Below are 19231 nucleotides of genomic sequence, written 5' to 3' on the forward strand. Positions count from 1 at the left end.
CCAGTAGGTCCTTGGGGCCCAGTATTGCCTTGAGGACCCGTATCGCCTTGAGGACCCGTATTGCCCTGAGGCCCAGTCAATCCCTGAGGTCCAGTAGGTCCTTGAGGTCCAGTATCGCCTTGAGGTCCCGTATCACCCTGAGGCCCAGTACCGCCTTGAGGCCCAGTACCGCCCTGAGGCCCTGTCGCTCCTTGAGGTCCCATCGCTCCTTGAGGCCCCGTCGCTCCTTGGGGCCCAGTACCGCCTTGAGGTCCCGTCGCTCCCTGAGGCCCGGTAGGTCCCGTTGGTCCGTTTGCTCCCGTCGGAACCTCTAGTCTCACGTCGGCGGAACCAGGTGTTACATCAATTTCTAATGTATTGGATATAAAGTTTAGTATATCTCCGAAGCCCATTGGAGCACTTCCGCTTGCTCCTGAGTTTCCTTGCACCAAAAATAAGAAATCACCTGTAGCAAAAGACCCCGTCGGTCCCGTTGGCCCGGTAGGTCCTTGAGGCCCCGTCGCTCCTTGAGGTCCGGTGTTCCCTTGAGGTCCCGGTGGGCCTCCGCTTGGCCCCGTCGTTCCAGTCGGTCCTGTTGGTCCAACTGATACTGGAATAGATAATGCCTTCTTCAGCTTAGCGTTTAGTTCCTTTTCTAATAAGGTAGCTTCTTGAATGGTACTATTGACGCTCTCATTTATTTGAAGTAATTCGTTAATGGATGTAGGTGGAGATGTAATGCCGGGTAGTGTTCCGAGCGCGTACTGTACTTTCTCACCTTCAGCATTCAAAATATGGCTTAAAGCCAATTCTTCTAAAGCAATAGAGAGTAGTAGGAAATTAATTGCTTCTTCACGGTCGAAAGGAGTGATAGGAGGCCAATTGGAACACCACATAACTAAAACACCCCCGGTGTGTATTTCTATCACCATTACTATATTCACTGTTAAAAATATTGTGATTTTAATATAAAGAATAGGAATGCTCCTCATGCTGTCTGTGGAGTATTGGCGTAATAATTTACTTATTTGTACATAAGGATGTAGGGATATAAGTATGCCTTACCAAGGATGACATGTATGGATAGATTATGAGGTAGTTTTGAGGAGGAGAGAGATTTGTCTGATCATCCACCTATATTAACCATACATTTATGGGTATCTGAGCTTATGAATTTAGACAAATTGATAAAAGATTGTAATGAGCAAAGTATCACAGTAAAAGTGTATGACTCCAAAGATGAACTCTATTTTCATTCAAAAAAACCTAGGGTTTATTTCTCAATAGGTAGAGACCCCTCTTTATTTCCAGCTCTGTGCCAGTTGCCTCTACATGAGCGGAAGCGCTGGTTACATTTTCATTCTGTAGAAGAGATTACTCCCCAAACGGCTTTCTTCTGTTGGTTACATAGTACTGAACCCCTTCCGCAAAATAGGAAAATACCACCTACTACATTTTCTTCAAATACTCCTCTTGTATCCATTTTTACTGTTAGCTACAAGTCACAAAAAAGGATCATGAGACCCTATCAATCTCTTTTAAATCAAACGTATCAAAATTGGGAATGGGTCATTGTGGATGACTCCGACGATCAGGAGGAAACGTATCAGGAGCATTTACTTCCTTTAGAAGATTCACGGGTGAGAAGGTATCGTCCAGATTCGCATAGCGGATATATTGGAGCAGTAAAACGATATGCGGCAGGACTATGTACGGGTGAAATTTTAGTAGAGTTGGATCACGATGATGAGTTAACCTCTGATTGTTTGGAGAAGATGGTGGAGGCTCTACAACGTCATCCCGAGTGCGGGTTTGTTTATGGGGAGAGTGCAGAGTTGCATGAGGGTACGTGTCAGCAGCATTGGTATGGCTGGGATTTTAGCTATGGATATGGATTATACTATCGAGTTTGGGTACATGAAATAGGGTGCTGGCAAAACGTATGTAAAAACTCTAGCTTAAACTGGACTACGATTCGTCATTTGGTAGGATTGCCTAATCATCCTCGTGCGTGGACGAGGGATTGTTATCATCTGATCGGAGGTCATAGAGAAGAACTGTTAGTAGCGGATGATTATGATCTCTTAGTAAGAACGTTTCTTTGTACAAAATATTTAGGTATTCCTGGATTGCTGTATCTGCAGTATCGCAATGAAGGTGGAAATACTACTTTTATACGAAATCGTCAAATCCAGATTTTATGTGGACAATTATCACAATATTATCGATCAAGAATCAATAGTAGGATGGAAGAGCTGGATGTGCCTTGTTTGGATCAAGTGCCTTATGAACGGATCTGGAATCGGTCAGTAGATAGCCCAGCACTAAAAGTAGCTCATGTTGTTGATGAAGATCCTAATCGAGCTTCTTTGATTTTCCCATTTTTGACTCCATGCCAAGGGGAGGATCATGCAAGTCTACTGAAGACGCTACAAAATGGAATTGATACGAATTTCAAGGATTTTGAAGTGATTATTGTAGGAGATATTCATCCAGATGTTGAATTTTTTGCTTCCCGTGCTCCGGGAGGAGCTATTCGTTGGTGGCCTATGGGTTCGGATGAATCATTGGATTCATGCATTCATTATGCAAAGTTATGTGCTTCGTGTGCGAAAAAAATAGTGATTCTCCCAAAATCATGAATCATACAAAGCCACTTGTCATTTGGGGATGTGGTGGTCATGCTCGCGAGGTGAATCATCTTTGTGAGCAGATTGGGTATGAAGTGGTGGGTTTTTTGGACGAACGTCCGGAGATGAAAGGGAAAATCATAGATGATATTCCTGTTTTAGGAGATTTAACGGATATTTTATCTAGGCGAAATCATGTTGAAATTGTATGTGCGGGTGTGGGTGATCCGGCTTTAAAAAGACGATTTGCTAGAAAAACGATAGAGTTAGAATTTTTGATAGCTCCTTCTCTCATTCACCCATCTGTCTATCTCTCTAAGAGAAGCCGTATTGGGGTGGGGAGTGTCATTTGTGAGGGAGTTATTTTAACGACTCAAGTCGAAATTGGTGATTTTGTCATTATCAATCGAGGAGCAAACATAAGTCATGATAATCAGATAGGAAATTATGTAACCATCGCTCCTGGAGTAAATCTTGCGGGTCATGTGGTGATTCAAGAAGGAGCTTATCTGGGAATTGGTTGTTCGATTCGAGAAAAGATAGGAATTGGAGCTTGGTCGATGGTGGGGGGTGGCGCTTTTGTCAATCATGATGTTCCTGAAAGAGTCTTATATGCTGGGGTGCCAGCGCATTTTAAAAAAGAGAGAGGGATAAGAGATGAATAGAGAATCATGCCCATTAGTTAGTGTGTTAATTCCTGCCTACAATCGGCCAGATACGTTACAAATCGCTATAAACTCTATTCTAGACCAAACTTATCCGAATATCGAAATCATTGTTTGTGATGATAGTAGTGATAATCGGGTGGAGGAGATGATGACTTCTTATTTACATCGTTTTCCGCAGATTCACTATTTTAAAAATGAAGAGAATTTATTTATTGGAAATTGGCATAAATGCTTTGATTTAGCCTCTGGTGAGTATATCAATTACTTGATGGATGATGATGTATTTCACAAAGAGAAAATTGCTTCGATGATGTTTTATTATCTTCGCTTTGAAAATATTAGCCTAGTTACTTCTTATCGCCAAACAATTAATGCACAAGGGGAACACATTCCTCCCATCTATGCAACACGAAGACTATACCATGAGGACCGAGTTATGGATGGGAAAATGCTTGGTAATTATGCCTTGTCGCATTGCTTAAATGTGATTGGAGAACCTACAACGGTACTATTTCGGAAAAGTGATTTAGTCGATCGTTACGGTTTCTACCAAGGAAAACAATACGTACTCTTAAATGATATGGCTGCTTGGCTATCATTGTTATCAAAAGGAAGGGCTGTTTATATTACCGATGCTCTGAGCTATTTTCGCCTTCATCCAAATCAGAACAATGAGACGTTGGGGGCAAACCTATTTAGTGAATGGTTGGATCTGATGATTGCTTCCCGAGAAGATGGCTTTTTGGATAGTGATTCTCTATACCAAATGGCTCTTAGTAGCTATCGTGATCGAATCAAAGGATACCCTGCATTTACGAAGGATATTGAACGTATTGATGGGATTTTGTCATGTTTGTAAGGATAAAAAGGTGATTTACCAGGAACACATAGTGATTGACATGATTATTTTTCCATTTCATCAAGCCCCTTTAAAAGCTAAGATAGCTTTTAAAGGGGCTTCTCTTATTCACAAACAGTTATAATCGTCGGCAAATCATTATGTATCCTTGATCCGTCTTGATTAGAATCAATAATAAAAGAAAGGGGATTTTCTACTTCTATCCCAATATAGAAGTAGATTGTGTGCTTATGTTCACCCATCATAGACAACAAAAAATTATTAAGGTCCTATTACAAGATCCAAAGTGGCATACATTAGAAGAAATTTCCCGTCATGTGCAGTGCTCGGTAAAGACGGTTCAACGTGACTTAGCTTATCTGAAAGACCATTTACCCTCAGACTGGCAGATACAGGCTGTCAAAGGGAAGGGGGTCCAACTGTATAAACCACCACACTCTTCTCATACTAGTATGTACTCCTTTTTTAAACAGCAGGATATGCAATTTCGGGTGCTTGGTCAACTTTTAAAAGGAGATATTCGTACGGTTGCAGAGTTGGCCGATGTGCTGTATGTGCAAGTGTCATCCTTGTCTACTGTTCTTCAGCGTGTTCAACGCTATTTAGACCATTTTAAATTAAAATTATATAAGAGACCATTACGCATCGTAGGGGAAGAAGCGCATATCGTATATATGTTCTATGAATTGTATTTTACAACATATACTTGGGAGGATTGGCCATTTCCTGAACAGGTAGAAGTTTTTTCTTATATATCTGAGATTGAACAGAAGTTAGACATTCAATTTTATCCGAGCTATAAGCAGAGGCTGGCCTATTTACTTGCGATTTATGTACAACGAAAAAACCAAGGTCATGTCATGAGGATATTGCCAGTATATAAGGCGCTTGTAATTGAAACGCCTTTTTATCACAAAATTAAAGCAGCTTCTCCAGTACTATGTGGTATAAAACTCACAAAAGTGGATCGTGTTTTAATTACGATTGCGGTCAATTGTTGTATGTTTGTCTATTTGAACCGAAACCACTATAAAAAGGAAATTTTACAGCATTATGATGCAGGCCACTCCACTGTTTATCGATGTGTTCGAGAATTGGTAGAAGAGCTAGAACGAGAGTTTGGTGTAGCGTTTCATCAAGATGAAGAGCTTCTTTTTTATTTATTACAGTATCTTAAACAAATTTCGTATCGCAATTTATTTATACCCACCATTACTTCCCCAACATCGGATTGGCATGATCAAGTGAAACGAAAACATTATGCAACCTTTCAAAAAGTGGGTGTGGTTTATACAAAGTGGGTACAGAAATACTCTCTTCTTCCTTGTGTCAATGAAGAAGATATACTTGCGATTACGTTGCAATTAGAGGCTTCCTTTCATTTATCACAAACCTATTGCAAAAAAGCATTATTATACTTAGGTGATAGCGTCCTGTGGATGCGTTATATACAAGGAGTACTATATGACAAGTTTGGAAAAGCATTACTAATTGTTCCGGAAGAAGTGCTAGATATTCACACCTATGATATTCATAAACTTGATGTGGATTGTATTGTAACGACTGTTCCCTTAGAGAGAATGGATATTCCAGTGATTCAAATATCGGTAATCCCAACCAGGCGAGAATTAGATAGTATCAAGAAATTCTTAGATAAGGGAACAGATAGTGAGGAGGGTATGTGAAAAAGAAAGCTATAGAAAGGGCGGAGTCTGCTTTGAACAGTCCCCAGAGGTAGACAGTTAAGATAATAAAACTGTTACCTAAGGGAGTGACATGGTCAAGCAAAATGAAGCGGCTTCAGTCCAATGAAATATAGGACTGAGGCCGCTTAGACAATTATTATTTTTTGTTGTAGCTACTTGATTGGATGCAGTTCAACTACTAGATACTGCTTCCTATTTTTACGGCGTATTAATTGTATTAAAATAACTCTTTGAGTGTACCATTCTTCACTCGTTCTTCGTAGGTTTTGAGTGGCATTTTACGTGGTGTAGCGTTCTTTCCAATTGGGGTTACTTCTACATCCACTGTCTGATAATGTCCACCTACGCCACTATATGATGAATCTACAGTAGCAAAAACTTTATTATTTTGCGCATCGTATTCATATCCGGCAGTTGGTCCAGGAATATCCCGGCTATATTTAAAGACATCAGCTACAGAGATCGTTTTCGTTTCTTCCCGACTGTTGCCTAAATTTGCAACGTTGATAGATACGGTACCACTGACTTCTGCTTTTCCAGACATTACCCCAGAAAAATTAGCATTTTGCACTTTGCCTATATACTTCGTTATAAACCCTTTTGCACATATTACGTTTTGTGATGGAAATGTAATGGTCGTATCTTTAGTACTTGTGTTTGAGCTAGTATGTTCATATGAAAACTCAGTACTTGCTGTCACCTCTGTGGTACCTGCAGCTACAAAAGGAATACCTACATCTACTTTGGCTTTTACAGATGCTCCTAGTTTAGCTCCTTCTTTATTGGAATAAGTAAAACTCTCTGAGGTTTTCATTTGCTTTTCGATCGTTTTCTGAGTTTGATCACGATCTGATCCATTCCGATAAATTAATAATTCAACATCACCTGCATCGAGATATGAATCTGCTTTAGCAGTTGTACTGAATTGATCACCTGTGAAATTGTAACTAAGCCCACTATAATCAGGATTTTTCCCCCATATTGGAGCATAGTTTGCGTGATCTCGATTACTTAAGGCATGTACAATTAATTTTTCTATAGCAAAATTAAGTCCATCGGTATTTTTGCTTTGAATGCTACCTTGGTTTTGTTTGATCTGAGCTGGTGGTGTTGCGGTTGAGCTTGGTGCTGCAAAAGCGGAGATGGGGCTTGCAAGTAACATACATGCAAGTGGTACCCCAATGACTAATTTTCTATATTTCTTCATAACTGAAACCACTTCCTTTTTATAGTTTTATATCCGCTCGATTGTTCTAGCACGCCGTGTGTAGGATCAATGAGCTTAGACATTACACTATAAGAATTTCGCAGAGTGGTATATATCAAATTTGACTTTTAGTAAAGGTCAAATTTGATTATAGAGATACCCCCCTCTAAACAACAAGTTTAGAAGGGGGTATTATTGAACTGAAATAGCTAACCAACTACATTCTACTTACATAGGTATCTTGGAAGGCTTTTTGGTTCCTCAGGTAACCCTCATGATTCTCTTGATGAGTAAAGAGATGACGATCACCGTGTAAGCACCACGGTTCATTCTGATAAGGAATTCCAACATCGTAACCGTGCCGTAAAAACTCCTGTGTTTGAGAGGAATCGTAGAAGAGCGCTCCATCAAATAAGTCTTCTTTCCATGGTACATCATACTGAGTGGCCATTAAGCAACCATCCATCGCCTGAACGGGAGTATAAGGTGTATCTGACTTCATAGAATGGGATACAATATGGTACAGGTCATCTGGACAATGAATTAATTTTCCAACGAGATAAGGTGAATCCCACCAAATACCACTGGAAGGCATTGTCTCACTACCGATCATTCCAATTAATCCTAACTGAGAATTGGTCTGAAACAAATGTAATAAATCGTGAAGAAAATTTTTATTTAAAATAAATGTATTTTGTTTAATGTAAATTTTGTATTTAGCTGGGTGATTGGTTGCTACATTATAGGCTTGTGCCATGTTTGTTGCCTTACGGATTTGGCAGAAGTCAAATTTATATCCTTCTGGAACGGATAATTGTTGTATGTGATGTTTGCATTTTTGATAGACTTCTTCATCATCAATACAGGTGACAAATAAGAAGGAGTTTTCATCGACCCGCTTGTTGGGATTGATGTTGGCCCTTTTCTTCGCTTCAATGACATAATGATGTGTACGTGAATCCTCATAAAAATGAGAGTCTTCGATATTTAGATCTGACATTACTTGATCTAAACGCCCAATTAGGTCTTCATGGATTTCAGAACTTCGTGTCATGTTTTTGACAGAGGTGATTTCGTAGCCAGCCTTTTCAAACAAGGATATGATTTCTTTGCGTGTAAAGAAGCGGAGATGTTTTTCATTTAGTAATCCAGTGTCTGAGTAATCCCAACGTCCTTGCAATAGATCCATAAGAATCGAAATATGTGCCACATTAGGGATTCTGGCAACTACGGTTCCAGATGGTTTTAAGTAAGATTTTAATTTTCTTAAGGTAGTCCATGGATCATGGAGCTGTTGGAGAATATCACTTAATATGATTTGATCAAAAAACTCATCTTCAAAGGGAAGCGAGCAAGTTTCGATGTCTTCGCATAGAACGTGTGTTAGCTTTTCTGCAGCTTTCTCTGCTAATTGGGGTGAGATTTCGACCCCGTATACTTCCGTTCCAAAATGATTTTTTAATATGCTTCCTAAGTTCCCATCACCACATCCAATATCTAAGATTCGTGAAATATCGGTATTACTAGGGGTTCCCGTTTCATTACTGATCATTTCGATTTGTTCCATAAGTTTTTCCATATGATCACTCCTCACAGAAAATATATATTTTCTTATATGAAAAAAATTCGTATATAGAATAAAAAAAGGGGCCAAAAAATAAAAAAGTATTTTTTGAGGGGGAGAAAACAGCTTTTATTGTACTTTTTACTAGTCATTTGCATATAGATGTTGAAGTGAAAGTTGACTATGTAAGGAGACGATAATATATGATATCGATCAGTTTGTGTATGATTGTAAAGAACGAGGAAGATGTGATTGGTCGGTGTTTAGACACAGTAAGAGAAATAGTAGATGAAATTGTAATTGTAGATACTGGATCGACGGATCGTACGAAAGAGATTGTAAGAGAGTATACAGATCAAATCTTTGATTTTGAATGGATTAATGATTTTTCTGCAGCCAGAAATTATGCTTTTGCTCAGGCTACTCAGGAGTATATTTTATGGATGGATGCCGACGATATTTTAAAACCAGAGGATCAACAAAAATTACGTAATATAAAAAGAACATTAAATAGGGATACGGATGCTGTTTCGATGCTATATATACTAGCAACAGACGATGCGGGGAATGTTACTGGCAGTTCTAGAAGATATAGGCTCGTCAAAAGGGAAAAAGATTTCAAATGGATTGGATTTGTTCATGAATACCTAGCGATTCACGGTAATTTACTGGATAGCGATATGGCTATTACTCACGCATCAACTAGACATGATAGTAATCGTAATATTAAGATATTCGAAGATATGATTGCAAAAGGGAAGAGTTTCACTCCTAGAGATATGTATTACTATGCTAATGAGCTCTTTGATCACGGTAAACGTAGAAAAGCAATAGATCAGTATACCGAGTTTCTTGATTCAAAACAAGGGTGGGTAGAGGATAATATTCGTGCCTGTCACCGCTTATCTGACTTGTATGCTCATTTTGAAGAACGCGGAAAAAGTCTAGAATGGCTCTTTCACGCATTACGTTACGATGCCCCACGTTCAGAAACATGCTGTCGAATTGCCAATTATTTTTTGGAACAGAACTACTATCAAGCAGCGATTTATTGGTATGAGCAAGCTCTTCATTGCAAGGATCACGGTCTTCTAGCAATACGGACAGATGTGTACACAGCATGGGTTCCTCTTCTTCAATTGTGTGTCAGTTATGACAAGATTGGTGACCATGAGAAAGCATGCTATTACAATGAGCAAGCGGCTAAACTTCGTCCAAAGGATCCAATTGTGATTGGTAACCGAGAGTATTTTTCAAATGTTTTAAAGAAACCAATCGTTCCAGCTGCATACTAACATACTATTATAAAAAGGAAAGTCCGCTGTTTCTACCCCGACTAGAAACAGCGGACTTTCCTTTTAGAATGTCAAACACTTGCCTACGGATGTTACTCTTCAAAGCATATCGTATCATCACAGTCGAAAGCATGTTTATTGTTAATTAAGCATAAGATTTTATGAAACTTAAACTGAAGAAGCATTTCCTTATAGATAACATCTTCTAAAATTTTGTCGACTGAATCATTAATGCAGAGGAGCTCAGTAAGAGTGGTTTTGCGATGATGGTGATGATCACATTCGTGGTGATGATCACATTCGTGTAGAGTTCCAAGTGCGTACTGAATTTTCTCTGCTTCTGCATTCACAATGTGGGCATGTGCGAGTTCTTCCATGGCGATGGAAGATAGTAGTAAGTTAATGGCTTGGTGGGTGGTAACTTCAATGATCGGGGTAATATTAGGGATATTGGGTTGAGACAAAAAATCACCTCTATTCACTGCAAAAAAGTAATTGTCTTGATTCACTATATTCGTGAAGAAATTTTTCATTCTCTATTTGACTAATTTAATAAGAAGTTCGAATAAATATGATTTATAGTCATAAATTAGGTAAGGAGTAGAGGGGGGATGATAAGATGAGCATGCCAGAGATTCCAGAACAGCCACATAGACCGCAGTTCTCTGAAGTTATTATTGATCTATTAGAATCAATTGCACTGGAAGAAATAGCTCTTTCCCATCTTATTCATTCTGAAGCTAAGAAGATTAAGGCATTTATAGGTGGACAATTGGACTTTCCCACTAATCCTACTAACCAAGATATCGAAAATTTCAATCAACATATACAGAAATTAGCAGATATTATGGTGATGAAGGATTGGTTGTTGTATAGAAAACTGGAAGGCGTGATTCACCTAAGCTCCGGGCGAACACGAAAAGGACAAAAACAAGGACATCATCCAAAAAAAGATACATATGATTTTCAAAATGATATATATGAGTTCGATGATTTAGAGAGTCCAGAAAATCATTTTCCTTTTGAGTTTTACGATAGGGAGTAATTCATATGGAGATGTCCGAGAAGAAAAGAAAAACAGAAGAGGAAGTAAAGAAGCTAAGTTGGATTGCTATGGGTCAATTAGAGAAAGCAACTATTTATTATTTGCTTATGTTTGTTCAATTTGTCGAAGCATTAGAGTCACGAAAAGTGGATATTTCTCCATATCGACCTGAATCATTATTTATACTAGTAAATCAACTCAGAGTGTTGTTACTCAGAAAAAAAGAGTGCTACTCGCTTTATTGGAAGGATTTAGATCAAGAAGTCTTATTTTCCAGAAAATTTTACAATAATTATGAGAAGTTGATAGTAGAAATACGAAAAAAAAACAAGCGATATCAAGGGCAGTATCCTTGGGATCGCATCCTGGATGAATTAAAAAGGTACAAGGAATATCAAATTTTGAAAAAGGAGCTAGAGGAAGAGGATCAGTCTTTGTCTCCACCTAGTGCCCTTATGACAAAGTTGGACCGTTCAAAATCTACTCCGTTTATAGAAAAACGTAACCCAACTCCGTTCATAGAAAAACGTAACCCAGCCACCAAGAAGAGGTCTGTGGAGTATACAAAGTCATCATCATGGACGAAACCTTCGGAAGGTGATAAACAGAGCATCCAGCCTAAGCCTGTTAAGAGTACAAAGGGATCCCCATGGAAGAAGGTTGAAGAAGATCGGAAGCAGAGTATGCAGAAAAAGAAGGTAGAGAATTCAAAAGTGTCGTCCGTATCATCATGGACGAAGTTTGGCGAGGATGAGAAGCGAAACACACAGAAGATCAAGGATGAGAAACAGAAAAGTTCGATAGAAATTGAAAAGCCCCCGATTGAAAGCGAGAAAACTCCATTATGGAAAAAGTTTATAAAAGACAGAGGCTTTTCTAAGTCATTGGAGCAAGGGAATATACAGAAGCAAGAACCGACCAATCAAAAGGAACAACCTGAACCGAAACAAACGGAAAAGCCTAAAATAGCTTATCCAACGGACCACCGTAAGAAAGAAATTAATTGGTCTAGGACTGGAATACGTATCTTTTTAAATCATAAATCTTAGTGTAGGCGAAGGGGGATATTTGAAATTATGCAAACTCTTTCTTTATGTATGATTGTAAAGGATGAAGAGAAGTGGATTGGCCAGTGTTTAGAGAGTATTCATCGTGTAGTAGATGAAATGATCATTGTGGATACTGGTTCTACTGATCAAACAGTTGAGATTTGCCAATCTTACGGTGCAACGGTTTTGCCATATTCTTGGAATGAAAATTTTGCGGACGCTCGTAACTACGGACTTAAATATGCGAAAAGTGATTGGATATTGTGGCTTGACGCAGATGAAGAGGTGGATCAAAAAGATATTTTTAAATTAAAAGAAGCTTTAGATACAGACGAACACATACTATTGATACAGCTTATTAATTATTTTGGAAGCTACCCTCCTGATCCAGATCAGGCGTTCTTATTAGCACATCATCGTTTATTCCGAAATCATATGGGATTTCGTTTTGAAAATGCGATTCATGAAAAATTAAATGTTTCGGAAGTACTAGGTAATATTTACGAAGTAACCATTCTCCCTGTAAAAGTGCATCACTATGGATATACAGATCCGTTTGTGGAAAACAAGAATAAACTAGAACGCAATCTTCGGATGCTGGAGAAAGAAAAGCAGAAAGAAGGCTATAGTCCGTGGGTGGACTACCATATTGCGAGTGAATACTATCGGGCAGAAAAGTATACTGAGTCGTTTGAATATGTAAATGAGTCTATACGGGGATTTGTCAGGGAGAAACAGGTTCCACCTTCTCTGATCTATAAACTAAAGTATGCTGTTTTATTACTGGTAGGCAGTCATGAAGGTGCTTGGCCAGGGATTGAGAAAGTGATTGAGATTTATCCTGATTATGTAGATTTGCATTTTTATAAGGGTGTTATTCTTTTCTTACGAGAGGAATATGAAGAAGCAATTCAAGTATTTAACCACTGCTTGGAGTTAGGTGAGGAGCACACCATCCACTTGGTTCTTAAGGGAGCGGGTAGTTTCCACCCTTATTACTATATTGGAAGGTGTCAAGAAAAACGTGGAAATATGAAAGAAGCTATTGAGGCATATCAGATGGCAATTGAACAATCACATCATTACGAGCCTGCCATACAAGAGCTACAACGGCTGCTCTCACAGGAGAAAGTAGGAGTAGATCATTCAGTAGCTGTGGCCAGTAGCGAAATGGAAGGACGTGTTTCCGATTAAGGTTAGCATTATTATTCTGACATACAATCAAGTCGAGTTTACAAAACGATGTGTGGAAAGTATTTATCGACATACACCAAGAGATCAATTTGAGTTGATTTTTGTGGATAATGGATCTAGCGATGATACAGTAAAATATTTGACGAGTTTGTCCAATGTAAGCATTATCCTAAACGAGAAAAACATCGGATTTGCCGGGGGTTGTAACCAAGGAGGATCCATTGCAAAAGGAGAGTATATTCTCTTTTTAAACAATGATGTGATTGTAACAAAAAACTGGCTTGAACCCATGTTAGGACGACTCATAGCAGATCCAAAGATTGGTATGATTGGACCTGTTAGTAATTATGTAAGTGGCGCACAAATTGTTCCAGCAAGCTATCACTCAGTAGATGAGTTGGATGATTTTGCAGAGAAATATTGTAAAGCTAATCAAGGAAAAACGAAGAGAGTGCTACGCCTGGTTGGATTTTGTCTTTTAGCTAGAAAAACGATATTAGATGAAATCGGTTGGTTTGATGTGCAATATGTATCGGGGAATTTTGAAGACGATGATTTGTGTTTGAAAGTACTTCAGGAAGGATATCAATTGTGGATTGCCTTTGATTCATTTGTCCACCATTTTGGTCATGCCACCTTTAATGGAAATCCAGATTTAAGTTTTCAACACTTGTATCATGGAAACTATCAGCGCTATATGGAAAAATGGAATATTCCACCTGTCCAACTTTACCCACGTTACGAAATTGTCAAGATGATTCCGCTCATATCGAGAAGAATTTTAGATGTGGGTTGTTCGGTGGGGACATTAGGTGCGGAATTGTTAAATAGGCAGAACTGTGAAGTATATGGAATTGAAATATCTCCCATCGCAGCTAATATTGCAAATGCCTATTACCAGGATGTTCAAATAATGGATGTAGAAAGTATGCAGGATAGTTATTCCCCTGATTTTTTTGATACAATCGTTTTCTCTAATGTTTTGGAATATTTGGTGGATCCATGGGGCATTGTCCAACGTTTTGCTACATATCTTAAGCCTGGTGGATCTATGATCATCTGCGTCCCCAATATGGTACATGCAAATAATCAGCTCAATTACTTGCAAGGAAATGGAGTTAGTCACACACACCTTCGATCATTTACCCCGAGCACGATCCAGTCATTATGCTCTCCGGATCTATTTACGGTTGAGAAGCAGGAGTATACACACTCTCAAGTGGATGGGAATCTTTTGCAGTTTTTATCAGAATTAAAGAGTCTCGGAGAGCAACATGGCTATTCGTTTCCTGTGACGGAACACGCTAGTTGCCTTCAGATCCTCTTACAAGCGGTTAAGAAATAAGAAGATTAGATTTCCAAGGAGGAGGGAATCCAGTGGCTGAAATTAGCTTATGTATGATCGTTAAAAATGAAGAGAAAAATCTAGAAAATTGTTTGTCATCGGTGAAAGATTTGGTAGATGAGATTGTAATAGTGGATACAGGATCGACTGATCGGACAAAGGAGATTGCTAGGAAGTGGACAGATCGTGTGTATGATTTTGAATGGATCAATGATTTTTCTGCTGCTAGAAATGCATCTTTTCAATATGCAACAAAAGATTATATTTTTTGGTTAGATGCAGATGATGTCCTAGAGAGCAAAGAAATAGAAAAATTTAAACATCTAAAGCAAACTTTGTCAGCAAAAGAGATAGATGTTGTTTATATGAAATATTTTCTACCTTCAGATAAAATAGAGTCCCATACCACTCGAATCAGAATGATAAAGAGAGGTCTATCTGCCCAATGGGAGGGGATTGTCCATGAGGATATTTCAGTTCACGGTGAACATCGATATGTATTATCGGATGTCATCGTAACCCATACCAAAGATCTAAACACACGAAGTGAGGATCGACGTCCTTCGCGTAGGAATCTAGAGATTTATGAGCTACATATTGCTAGAGGTCACAAATTAAGTGTTGCTGATATGTTTAACTATGCGAGGGAATGCTCGATTCATAAGGATTATCCAAATGCGATTAAGTATTTTGAGTTAATTCGGGACCATCCGGAGATCTCATTGCAAAATAATATGTTTATTTATCACAAATTGGCTACGTGTTATGTGCTAAATGATCAACCAGAAAAAGAATTGGAGCTTACTCTACAATCGCTTTCCCTGGATATGCCATATCCTGCATTCAGTTGTAGAATGGGGGAGCATTTTATCAAGACTGGGCAACTAGAAGTAGCTATATTTTGGTATAAAACTGCCTATATGCAACCTTTATCTGACTCTTATTCATTCTCGGTTGCAGATGCTACGTACCATACATGGCTGCCCCATCAGCAACTTGCTTTCTGCTATGAGGCATTAGGAGAGAAGGATCAAGCGGACTTCCATCATCGTCAAGCAGAGTACTATAAAAATAGATTGGTAAATCATACGAAAAAAGCTAACACACCCATGTATAGTGTTGATAGATAATCATGATTGTGAGTAATGAGAAGGCAGGTCCGTGGGACTCGCCTTTTCATTACTCTGTTTCGTATAGAATCACTGACGGGAGTGTGAAATTATGTCCCAATCAAATATACCAAATATCACGTCCACCATTGTGATTTCGCGAAAGAATGCAGTGACTCTTCTTCTCTCTTCGATTGCTTTAGAGGAGTTAGGGTTAAGTCACATTCTTAACTCTGAGGGGGAGAAACTTCAATATATATTGGGAAACTTGCCTGGAAATACGCCGGAGAAATCCGCTACAATTAGTGATTTACTAGTGATGAATCGAAGTATTCTTGAGACACTTCGTGAAGTAATGCGGAAAGAATGGGCCTTACAAGGAAAACTAGATAGCATAGTAGAAAATGATACCTCAGGAAATCCCGCATATATGCCTTGTCTCCAGAGGAGAATGGTAGAAAAGAGTCCAATATCCAAAAGGCTGACCAAGTCTATGCGGATAGCAAGAGGAACTAGAATTTATAGCAGAAAAAAATGCATAACAGGGTATGCACAGCTAGCACCAAGGAAGGAGCCGATATTGAGAGGACGATCAGGAGTGTTTTCTCGAATCTAATAGGGGTCTGAATAACGATGCGGTAAGCAGGAAAGGCGGGGAGCCCCTGCTTTTTTTGCGTTTAGGTCCTATAAGTTTACAGTACATGCGTCCACGCATTTCGTCATATACAGAATAGAGTAAAAGGGACAAGAAGATTATTTTCCAGCTCAAGCGGTTTGACACAAAAATAAATGGAGAGGAAGTGTTACCATGTCTCAAGCGAACATACCAAACATTACTCCTACGATTACAATTGCGCGCGAAGATGTGATTACTTTACTTCTATCTTCAATTGCGTTGGAAGAGCTGGGTCTCAGTCATATTCTCAATGCGGAGGGTGAGAAGCTCCAATATGTATTAGGTACTCTGCCGGGAGTGACAACCCCCTTCACCCCTACTTTAGCTGAGTTGTTAGCCATTAACGATAGTGTTCGTCAAACGATTAGGGCATTGAAGAAGAAAGAGTGGATCTTGCAGATGAAGCTTGAGAATGTTCTGAGGATGATGTAAGGAAAGTGATAAAAATTGCAAAAGAAGAGGAGGAGAACCTCTTCTTTTTTTGTTGTGGACTATGGGCACACATCCAGCCCATAGTGAATAGAGTAGGGGAGAAAAGAAAGATGAAGAGGGTTGGAGGTGTGATAAATGTCTCAGGCAAATATACCAAATATTTCCCCTGTCATTACAATCACGCGAGATGATGCGGTTAACTTATTACTCGCTTCAATCGCGTTAGAGGAGCTAGGGTTGAGTCATATTATCAACGCAGAGGGAGAGAAGATTCAGTATATATTAGGTACTCTGCCGGGTATTACGCCAGTACAGAAGCCTACTATTAGCGATCTCTTGGCCTTAAATGCAAGTGTTCGCGAGACTATACGTGAATTGAGAAGAAAAGAATGGATCCTACAAGAAAAGCTAGAGAGCATTTTAAATTTAGAGACGGGTCCTTTCTAAAAAGGGACCTCTTTTTTTTGCTAGAATGGTTGCCTTCACCTTTTATCCTTTTCTGGTTACAATAGGATCATCTAGTTTATAGCGAATACATTAGAGATGACTCATTTTTTATTCAGAAGAGCGATCTAGGAGTGGAGTCTATGAATAACAAACAGATAGTTCGTATTCTAAGTCAATTGGCTGATTTTTTGGATCTGGCGGGCGAGAATTCATTTAAAGTATCTGCATATCGAAAGGCAAGTCGTGCTGTAGAAGCGAGTCGGTATGCGATTGCGGATCATTTAGACCGTTTATTAGAGTTACCAGGAGTGGGAAAAGGGACAGCAGGAGTGATACAGGAGATCGTTGAAACGGGTCAATCTTCTCAGTTGGAACGATTGCGCAATGAATTACCACAAGGCCTTCCTGACTTGCTCACGTTACAAGGGGTTGGCCCGAAAACGATCTATACGTTATACAAGGAATTAGGGATTACGAGCCGGGAAGAATTATTGCAAGCTGCTGAATTAGGTCGAATTCGAGGGCTGACTGGATTTGGAACGAAGAAGGAACAAAAGATCTTAGAGGCAGTAAAGAACTTCGCACAGCGTCCTGAGCGAGTGCTACGGGTACATGCTCTTCAGATAGCGAGGACGATTGAGAAAAATCTTACAGAACTTTCTCTCATTCAGAAGATGAGTATGGCGGGAAGTTTGCGAAGGGGAAAAGAGACGGTAAAAGATCTTGATTTCGTTATCGCAACGACTCATCCGGAAGAAGTAGCTGATCAGATTGTCCAACTTCCGTTTGTGAATGAGGTCGTCAATCAGGGCTCTACCAAAGTAAGTGTGGTCGTGGATGTCGAAGGGATTCAGATGAGTGTTGATTTTCGTCTGGTTACCAGGGAACAGTATGCAAGTGCTCTCCACCATTTCACGGGATCTGCTGAACATAACATTCGGATTCGACAACGTGCCAAGCAAATGGGTTATAAAGTGAGCGAGTATGGCATCTTCCATGATGATTCCGACGAAATGATTACTTTTACAGAGGAGAAAGACTTTTTTGCTCATTTACAATTATCTTATGTGCCACCTGAACTTCGGGAAGACCGTGGAGAGATGGAAGCAGCGGAGCAAGATCAAGTACCTGCTCTGTTCCAACAAGAAGATTATCGTGGGGATCTTCACATGCACTCGCGGTATAGCGATGGTGCTCATAGTATACGCGAGATGGCCGAGGCGGCAAAGGAACGTGGGTATGAATATATCGCAATCACTGACCATTCCCAGTCTCTGCAAGTAGCAAATGGCTTGACGATTACGGATCTTCGCGAGCAGTGGGAAGAGATCGCGAAGGTAAATCGTGAAGTAGAGGGAATTACTGTATTAAAAGGGGCGGAGGTGGATATTCTCGCTGATGGGCGGTTAGACTTTCCTGATGAAGTACTAGCGGAGTTAGATGTCGTCATTGCCTCCATCCATTCAGGGATGAAACAGGATCGTGAAACCTTAACCAGACGATTAGTAGAAGCGATGGAAAATCCATATGTACATATTATTGGCCATCCGACAGGTAGAGTCTTATTTAAAAGAGAGTCCTATGATTTAGATTTTGATCATATCTTCCAGACTGCCAAAGATACAGGGACGATCCTCGAGTGTAACTCAAATGGGCGCCGCTTGGATCTAAATGATGAATTGCTAAAAAGGGCGAAAGATGAGTACGGACTTACCTTTACGATTAATACTGATGCCCACTCAGTACCCGAGCTTTCACGCGTAGAATTAGGAATCTCCACTGCCAAGCGCGCATGGCTTACGAAATCTGATGTGATTAATACGATGGGACTGGACGAATTACAAGAATGGTTGCAGGAAAAAAGAAAGATGAAACGAAAGAAACGTTGAGCAAATAGCTCATTTCTATGATTGTGTCATGGAAATGAGCTATTCTGTGTTTGCGGGGTAGCCGAAATGAGTTGATTTTGACTATAATAGAGCGATGCCGTATACTCTTAATCTTATTAATTGAAAGAAAAATAGTA

At 39.5% G+C, this 19231-nt stretch carries 18 protein-coding genes; 14 read left to right on the forward strand and 4 right to left on the reverse strand.

Annotated elements, in window-relative coordinates:
* Positions 1–875 (reverse strand): alpha-helical endospore appendage domain-containing protein (locus tag BT147_RS15285; protein ID WP_143188002.1); only part of this gene is annotated, 875 nt, incomplete at its 3' end.
* A gap of 222 nt (positions 876–1097) precedes the next feature.
* Between BT147_RS15285 and BT147_RS12340 the strand changes: the two genes are divergently transcribed.
* From BT147_RS12340 to BT147_RS12355, 4 genes are all read left to right on the forward strand, one after another.
* On the forward strand, positions 1098–2621 hold the full coding sequence (locus tag BT147_RS12340; RefSeq protein WP_286119450.1) for a glycosyltransferase: 1524 nt from the start codon (positions 1098–1100) through the stop codon (positions 2619–2621).
* Entirely contained in the window at positions 2618–3274 is a 657-nt protein-coding gene (locus BT147_RS12345) for an acetyltransferase (RefSeq protein ID WP_072335838.1), read from the forward strand. The genes BT147_RS12340 and BT147_RS12345 overlap by 4 nt, the downstream gene beginning before the upstream one ends.
* On the forward strand, positions 3267–4136 hold the full coding sequence (locus BT147_RS12350) for a glycosyltransferase family 2 protein (RefSeq protein WP_072335841.1): 870 nt from the start codon (positions 3267–3269) through the stop codon (positions 4134–4136). Before BT147_RS12345 ends, BT147_RS12350 begins: the two co-directional genes overlap by 8 nt.
* A 230-nt stretch (positions 4137–4366) precedes the next feature.
* Entirely contained in the window at positions 4367–5821 is a 1455-nt protein-coding gene (locus tag BT147_RS12355) for a BglG family transcription antiterminator (RefSeq protein WP_286119473.1), read from the forward strand.
* A gap of 238 nt (positions 5822–6059) precedes the next feature.
* On the opposite strand, the gene BT147_RS12360 is transcribed toward BT147_RS12355, so the two are convergent.
* Positions 6060–7049, reverse strand: coding sequence for an ETX/MTX2 family pore-forming toxin (locus BT147_RS12360; RefSeq protein WP_072335847.1), 990 nt, complete (start codon positions 7047–7049; stop codon positions 6060–6062).
* 217 nt (positions 7050–7266) lie between these two features.
* A complete protein-coding gene (locus tag BT147_RS15135) occupies positions 7267–8628 on the reverse strand; it encodes a glycosyltransferase (RefSeq protein ID WP_083426554.1) in 1362 nt (453 codons plus the stop codon).
* A gap of 188 nt (positions 8629–8816) precedes the next feature.
* Here BT147_RS15135 and BT147_RS12375 point away from each other — a divergent pair, with 188 nt between their 5' ends.
* Positions 8817–9908, forward strand: a complete 1092-nt coding sequence (locus tag BT147_RS12375; RefSeq protein ID WP_072335850.1) for a glycosyltransferase — start codon at positions 8817–8819, stop codon at positions 9906–9908.
* Between the two features lie 92 nt (positions 9909–10000).
* On the opposite strand, the gene BT147_RS12380 is transcribed toward BT147_RS12375, so the two are convergent.
* Positions 10001–10372 (reverse strand): alpha-helical endospore appendage domain-containing protein, encoded by a 372-nt coding sequence (locus tag BT147_RS12380; protein ID WP_072335852.1) that lies wholly within the window; start codon positions 10370–10372, stop codon positions 10001–10003.
* A gap of 155 nt (positions 10373–10527) precedes the next feature.
* Between BT147_RS12380 and BT147_RS15615 the strand changes: the two genes are divergently transcribed.
* The 9 genes from BT147_RS15615 to polX all read left to right on the forward strand — a co-directional run bounded on the left by BT147_RS15615 (position 10528) and on the right by polX (position 19094).
* Complete coding sequence (locus BT147_RS15615; protein ID WP_072335855.1) at positions 10528–10953, forward strand: alpha-helical endospore appendage domain-containing protein; 426 nt, start codon at positions 10528–10530, stop codon at positions 10951–10953.
* A 5-nt stretch (positions 10954–10958) separates the two neighbouring features.
* A complete protein-coding gene (locus tag BT147_RS12390) occupies positions 10959–12002 on the forward strand; it encodes a hypothetical protein (RefSeq protein WP_072335857.1) in 1044 nt (347 codons plus the stop codon).
* A 27-nt stretch (positions 12003–12029) separates the two neighbouring features.
* Entirely contained in the window at positions 12030–13196 is a 1167-nt protein-coding gene (locus tag BT147_RS12395) for a glycosyltransferase family 2 protein (RefSeq protein ID WP_072335860.1), read from the forward strand.
* Entirely contained in the window at positions 13183–14541 is a 1359-nt protein-coding gene (locus BT147_RS12400) for a bifunctional glycosyltransferase family 2 protein/class I SAM-dependent methyltransferase (protein WP_177239817.1), read from the forward strand. The genes BT147_RS12395 and BT147_RS12400 overlap by 14 nt, the downstream gene beginning before the upstream one ends.
* 32 nt (positions 14542–14573) lie before the next feature.
* Entirely contained in the window at positions 14574–15671 is a 1098-nt protein-coding gene (locus BT147_RS12405) for a glycosyltransferase family 2 protein (RefSeq protein WP_286119454.1), read from the forward strand.
* A 91-nt stretch (positions 15672–15762) separates the two neighbouring features.
* Positions 15763–16266 carry an alpha-helical endospore appendage domain-containing protein gene (locus tag BT147_RS15620; protein ID WP_072335862.1) on the forward strand — a complete coding sequence of 168 codons (504 nt, stop codon included), beginning with the start codon at positions 15763–15765 and terminating at the stop codon, positions 16264–16266.
* A 192-nt stretch (positions 16267–16458) separates the two neighbouring features.
* Complete coding sequence (locus BT147_RS12415) at positions 16459–16758, forward strand: alpha-helical endospore appendage domain-containing protein (protein WP_072335865.1); 300 nt, start codon at positions 16459–16461, stop codon at positions 16756–16758.
* A gap of 135 nt (positions 16759–16893) precedes the next feature.
* Positions 16894–17205 (forward strand): alpha-helical endospore appendage domain-containing protein, encoded by a 312-nt coding sequence (locus BT147_RS12420; RefSeq protein ID WP_072335868.1) that lies wholly within the window; start codon positions 16894–16896, stop codon positions 17203–17205.
* A 140-nt stretch (positions 17206–17345) separates the two neighbouring features.
* Entirely contained in the window at positions 17346–19094 is a 1749-nt protein-coding gene (polX, locus tag BT147_RS12425) for a DNA polymerase/3'-5' exonuclease PolX (RefSeq protein WP_072335871.1), read from the forward strand.
* Positions 19095–19231: the final 137 nt, after the last annotated feature.

Origin of the sequence: Thermoactinomyces sp. DSM 45891 (genome assembly GCF_900119485.1) — a bacterium.
In the GTDB taxonomy this organism is placed as follows: domain Bacteria; phylum Bacillota; class Bacilli; order Thermoactinomycetales; family Thermoactinomycetaceae; genus Baia.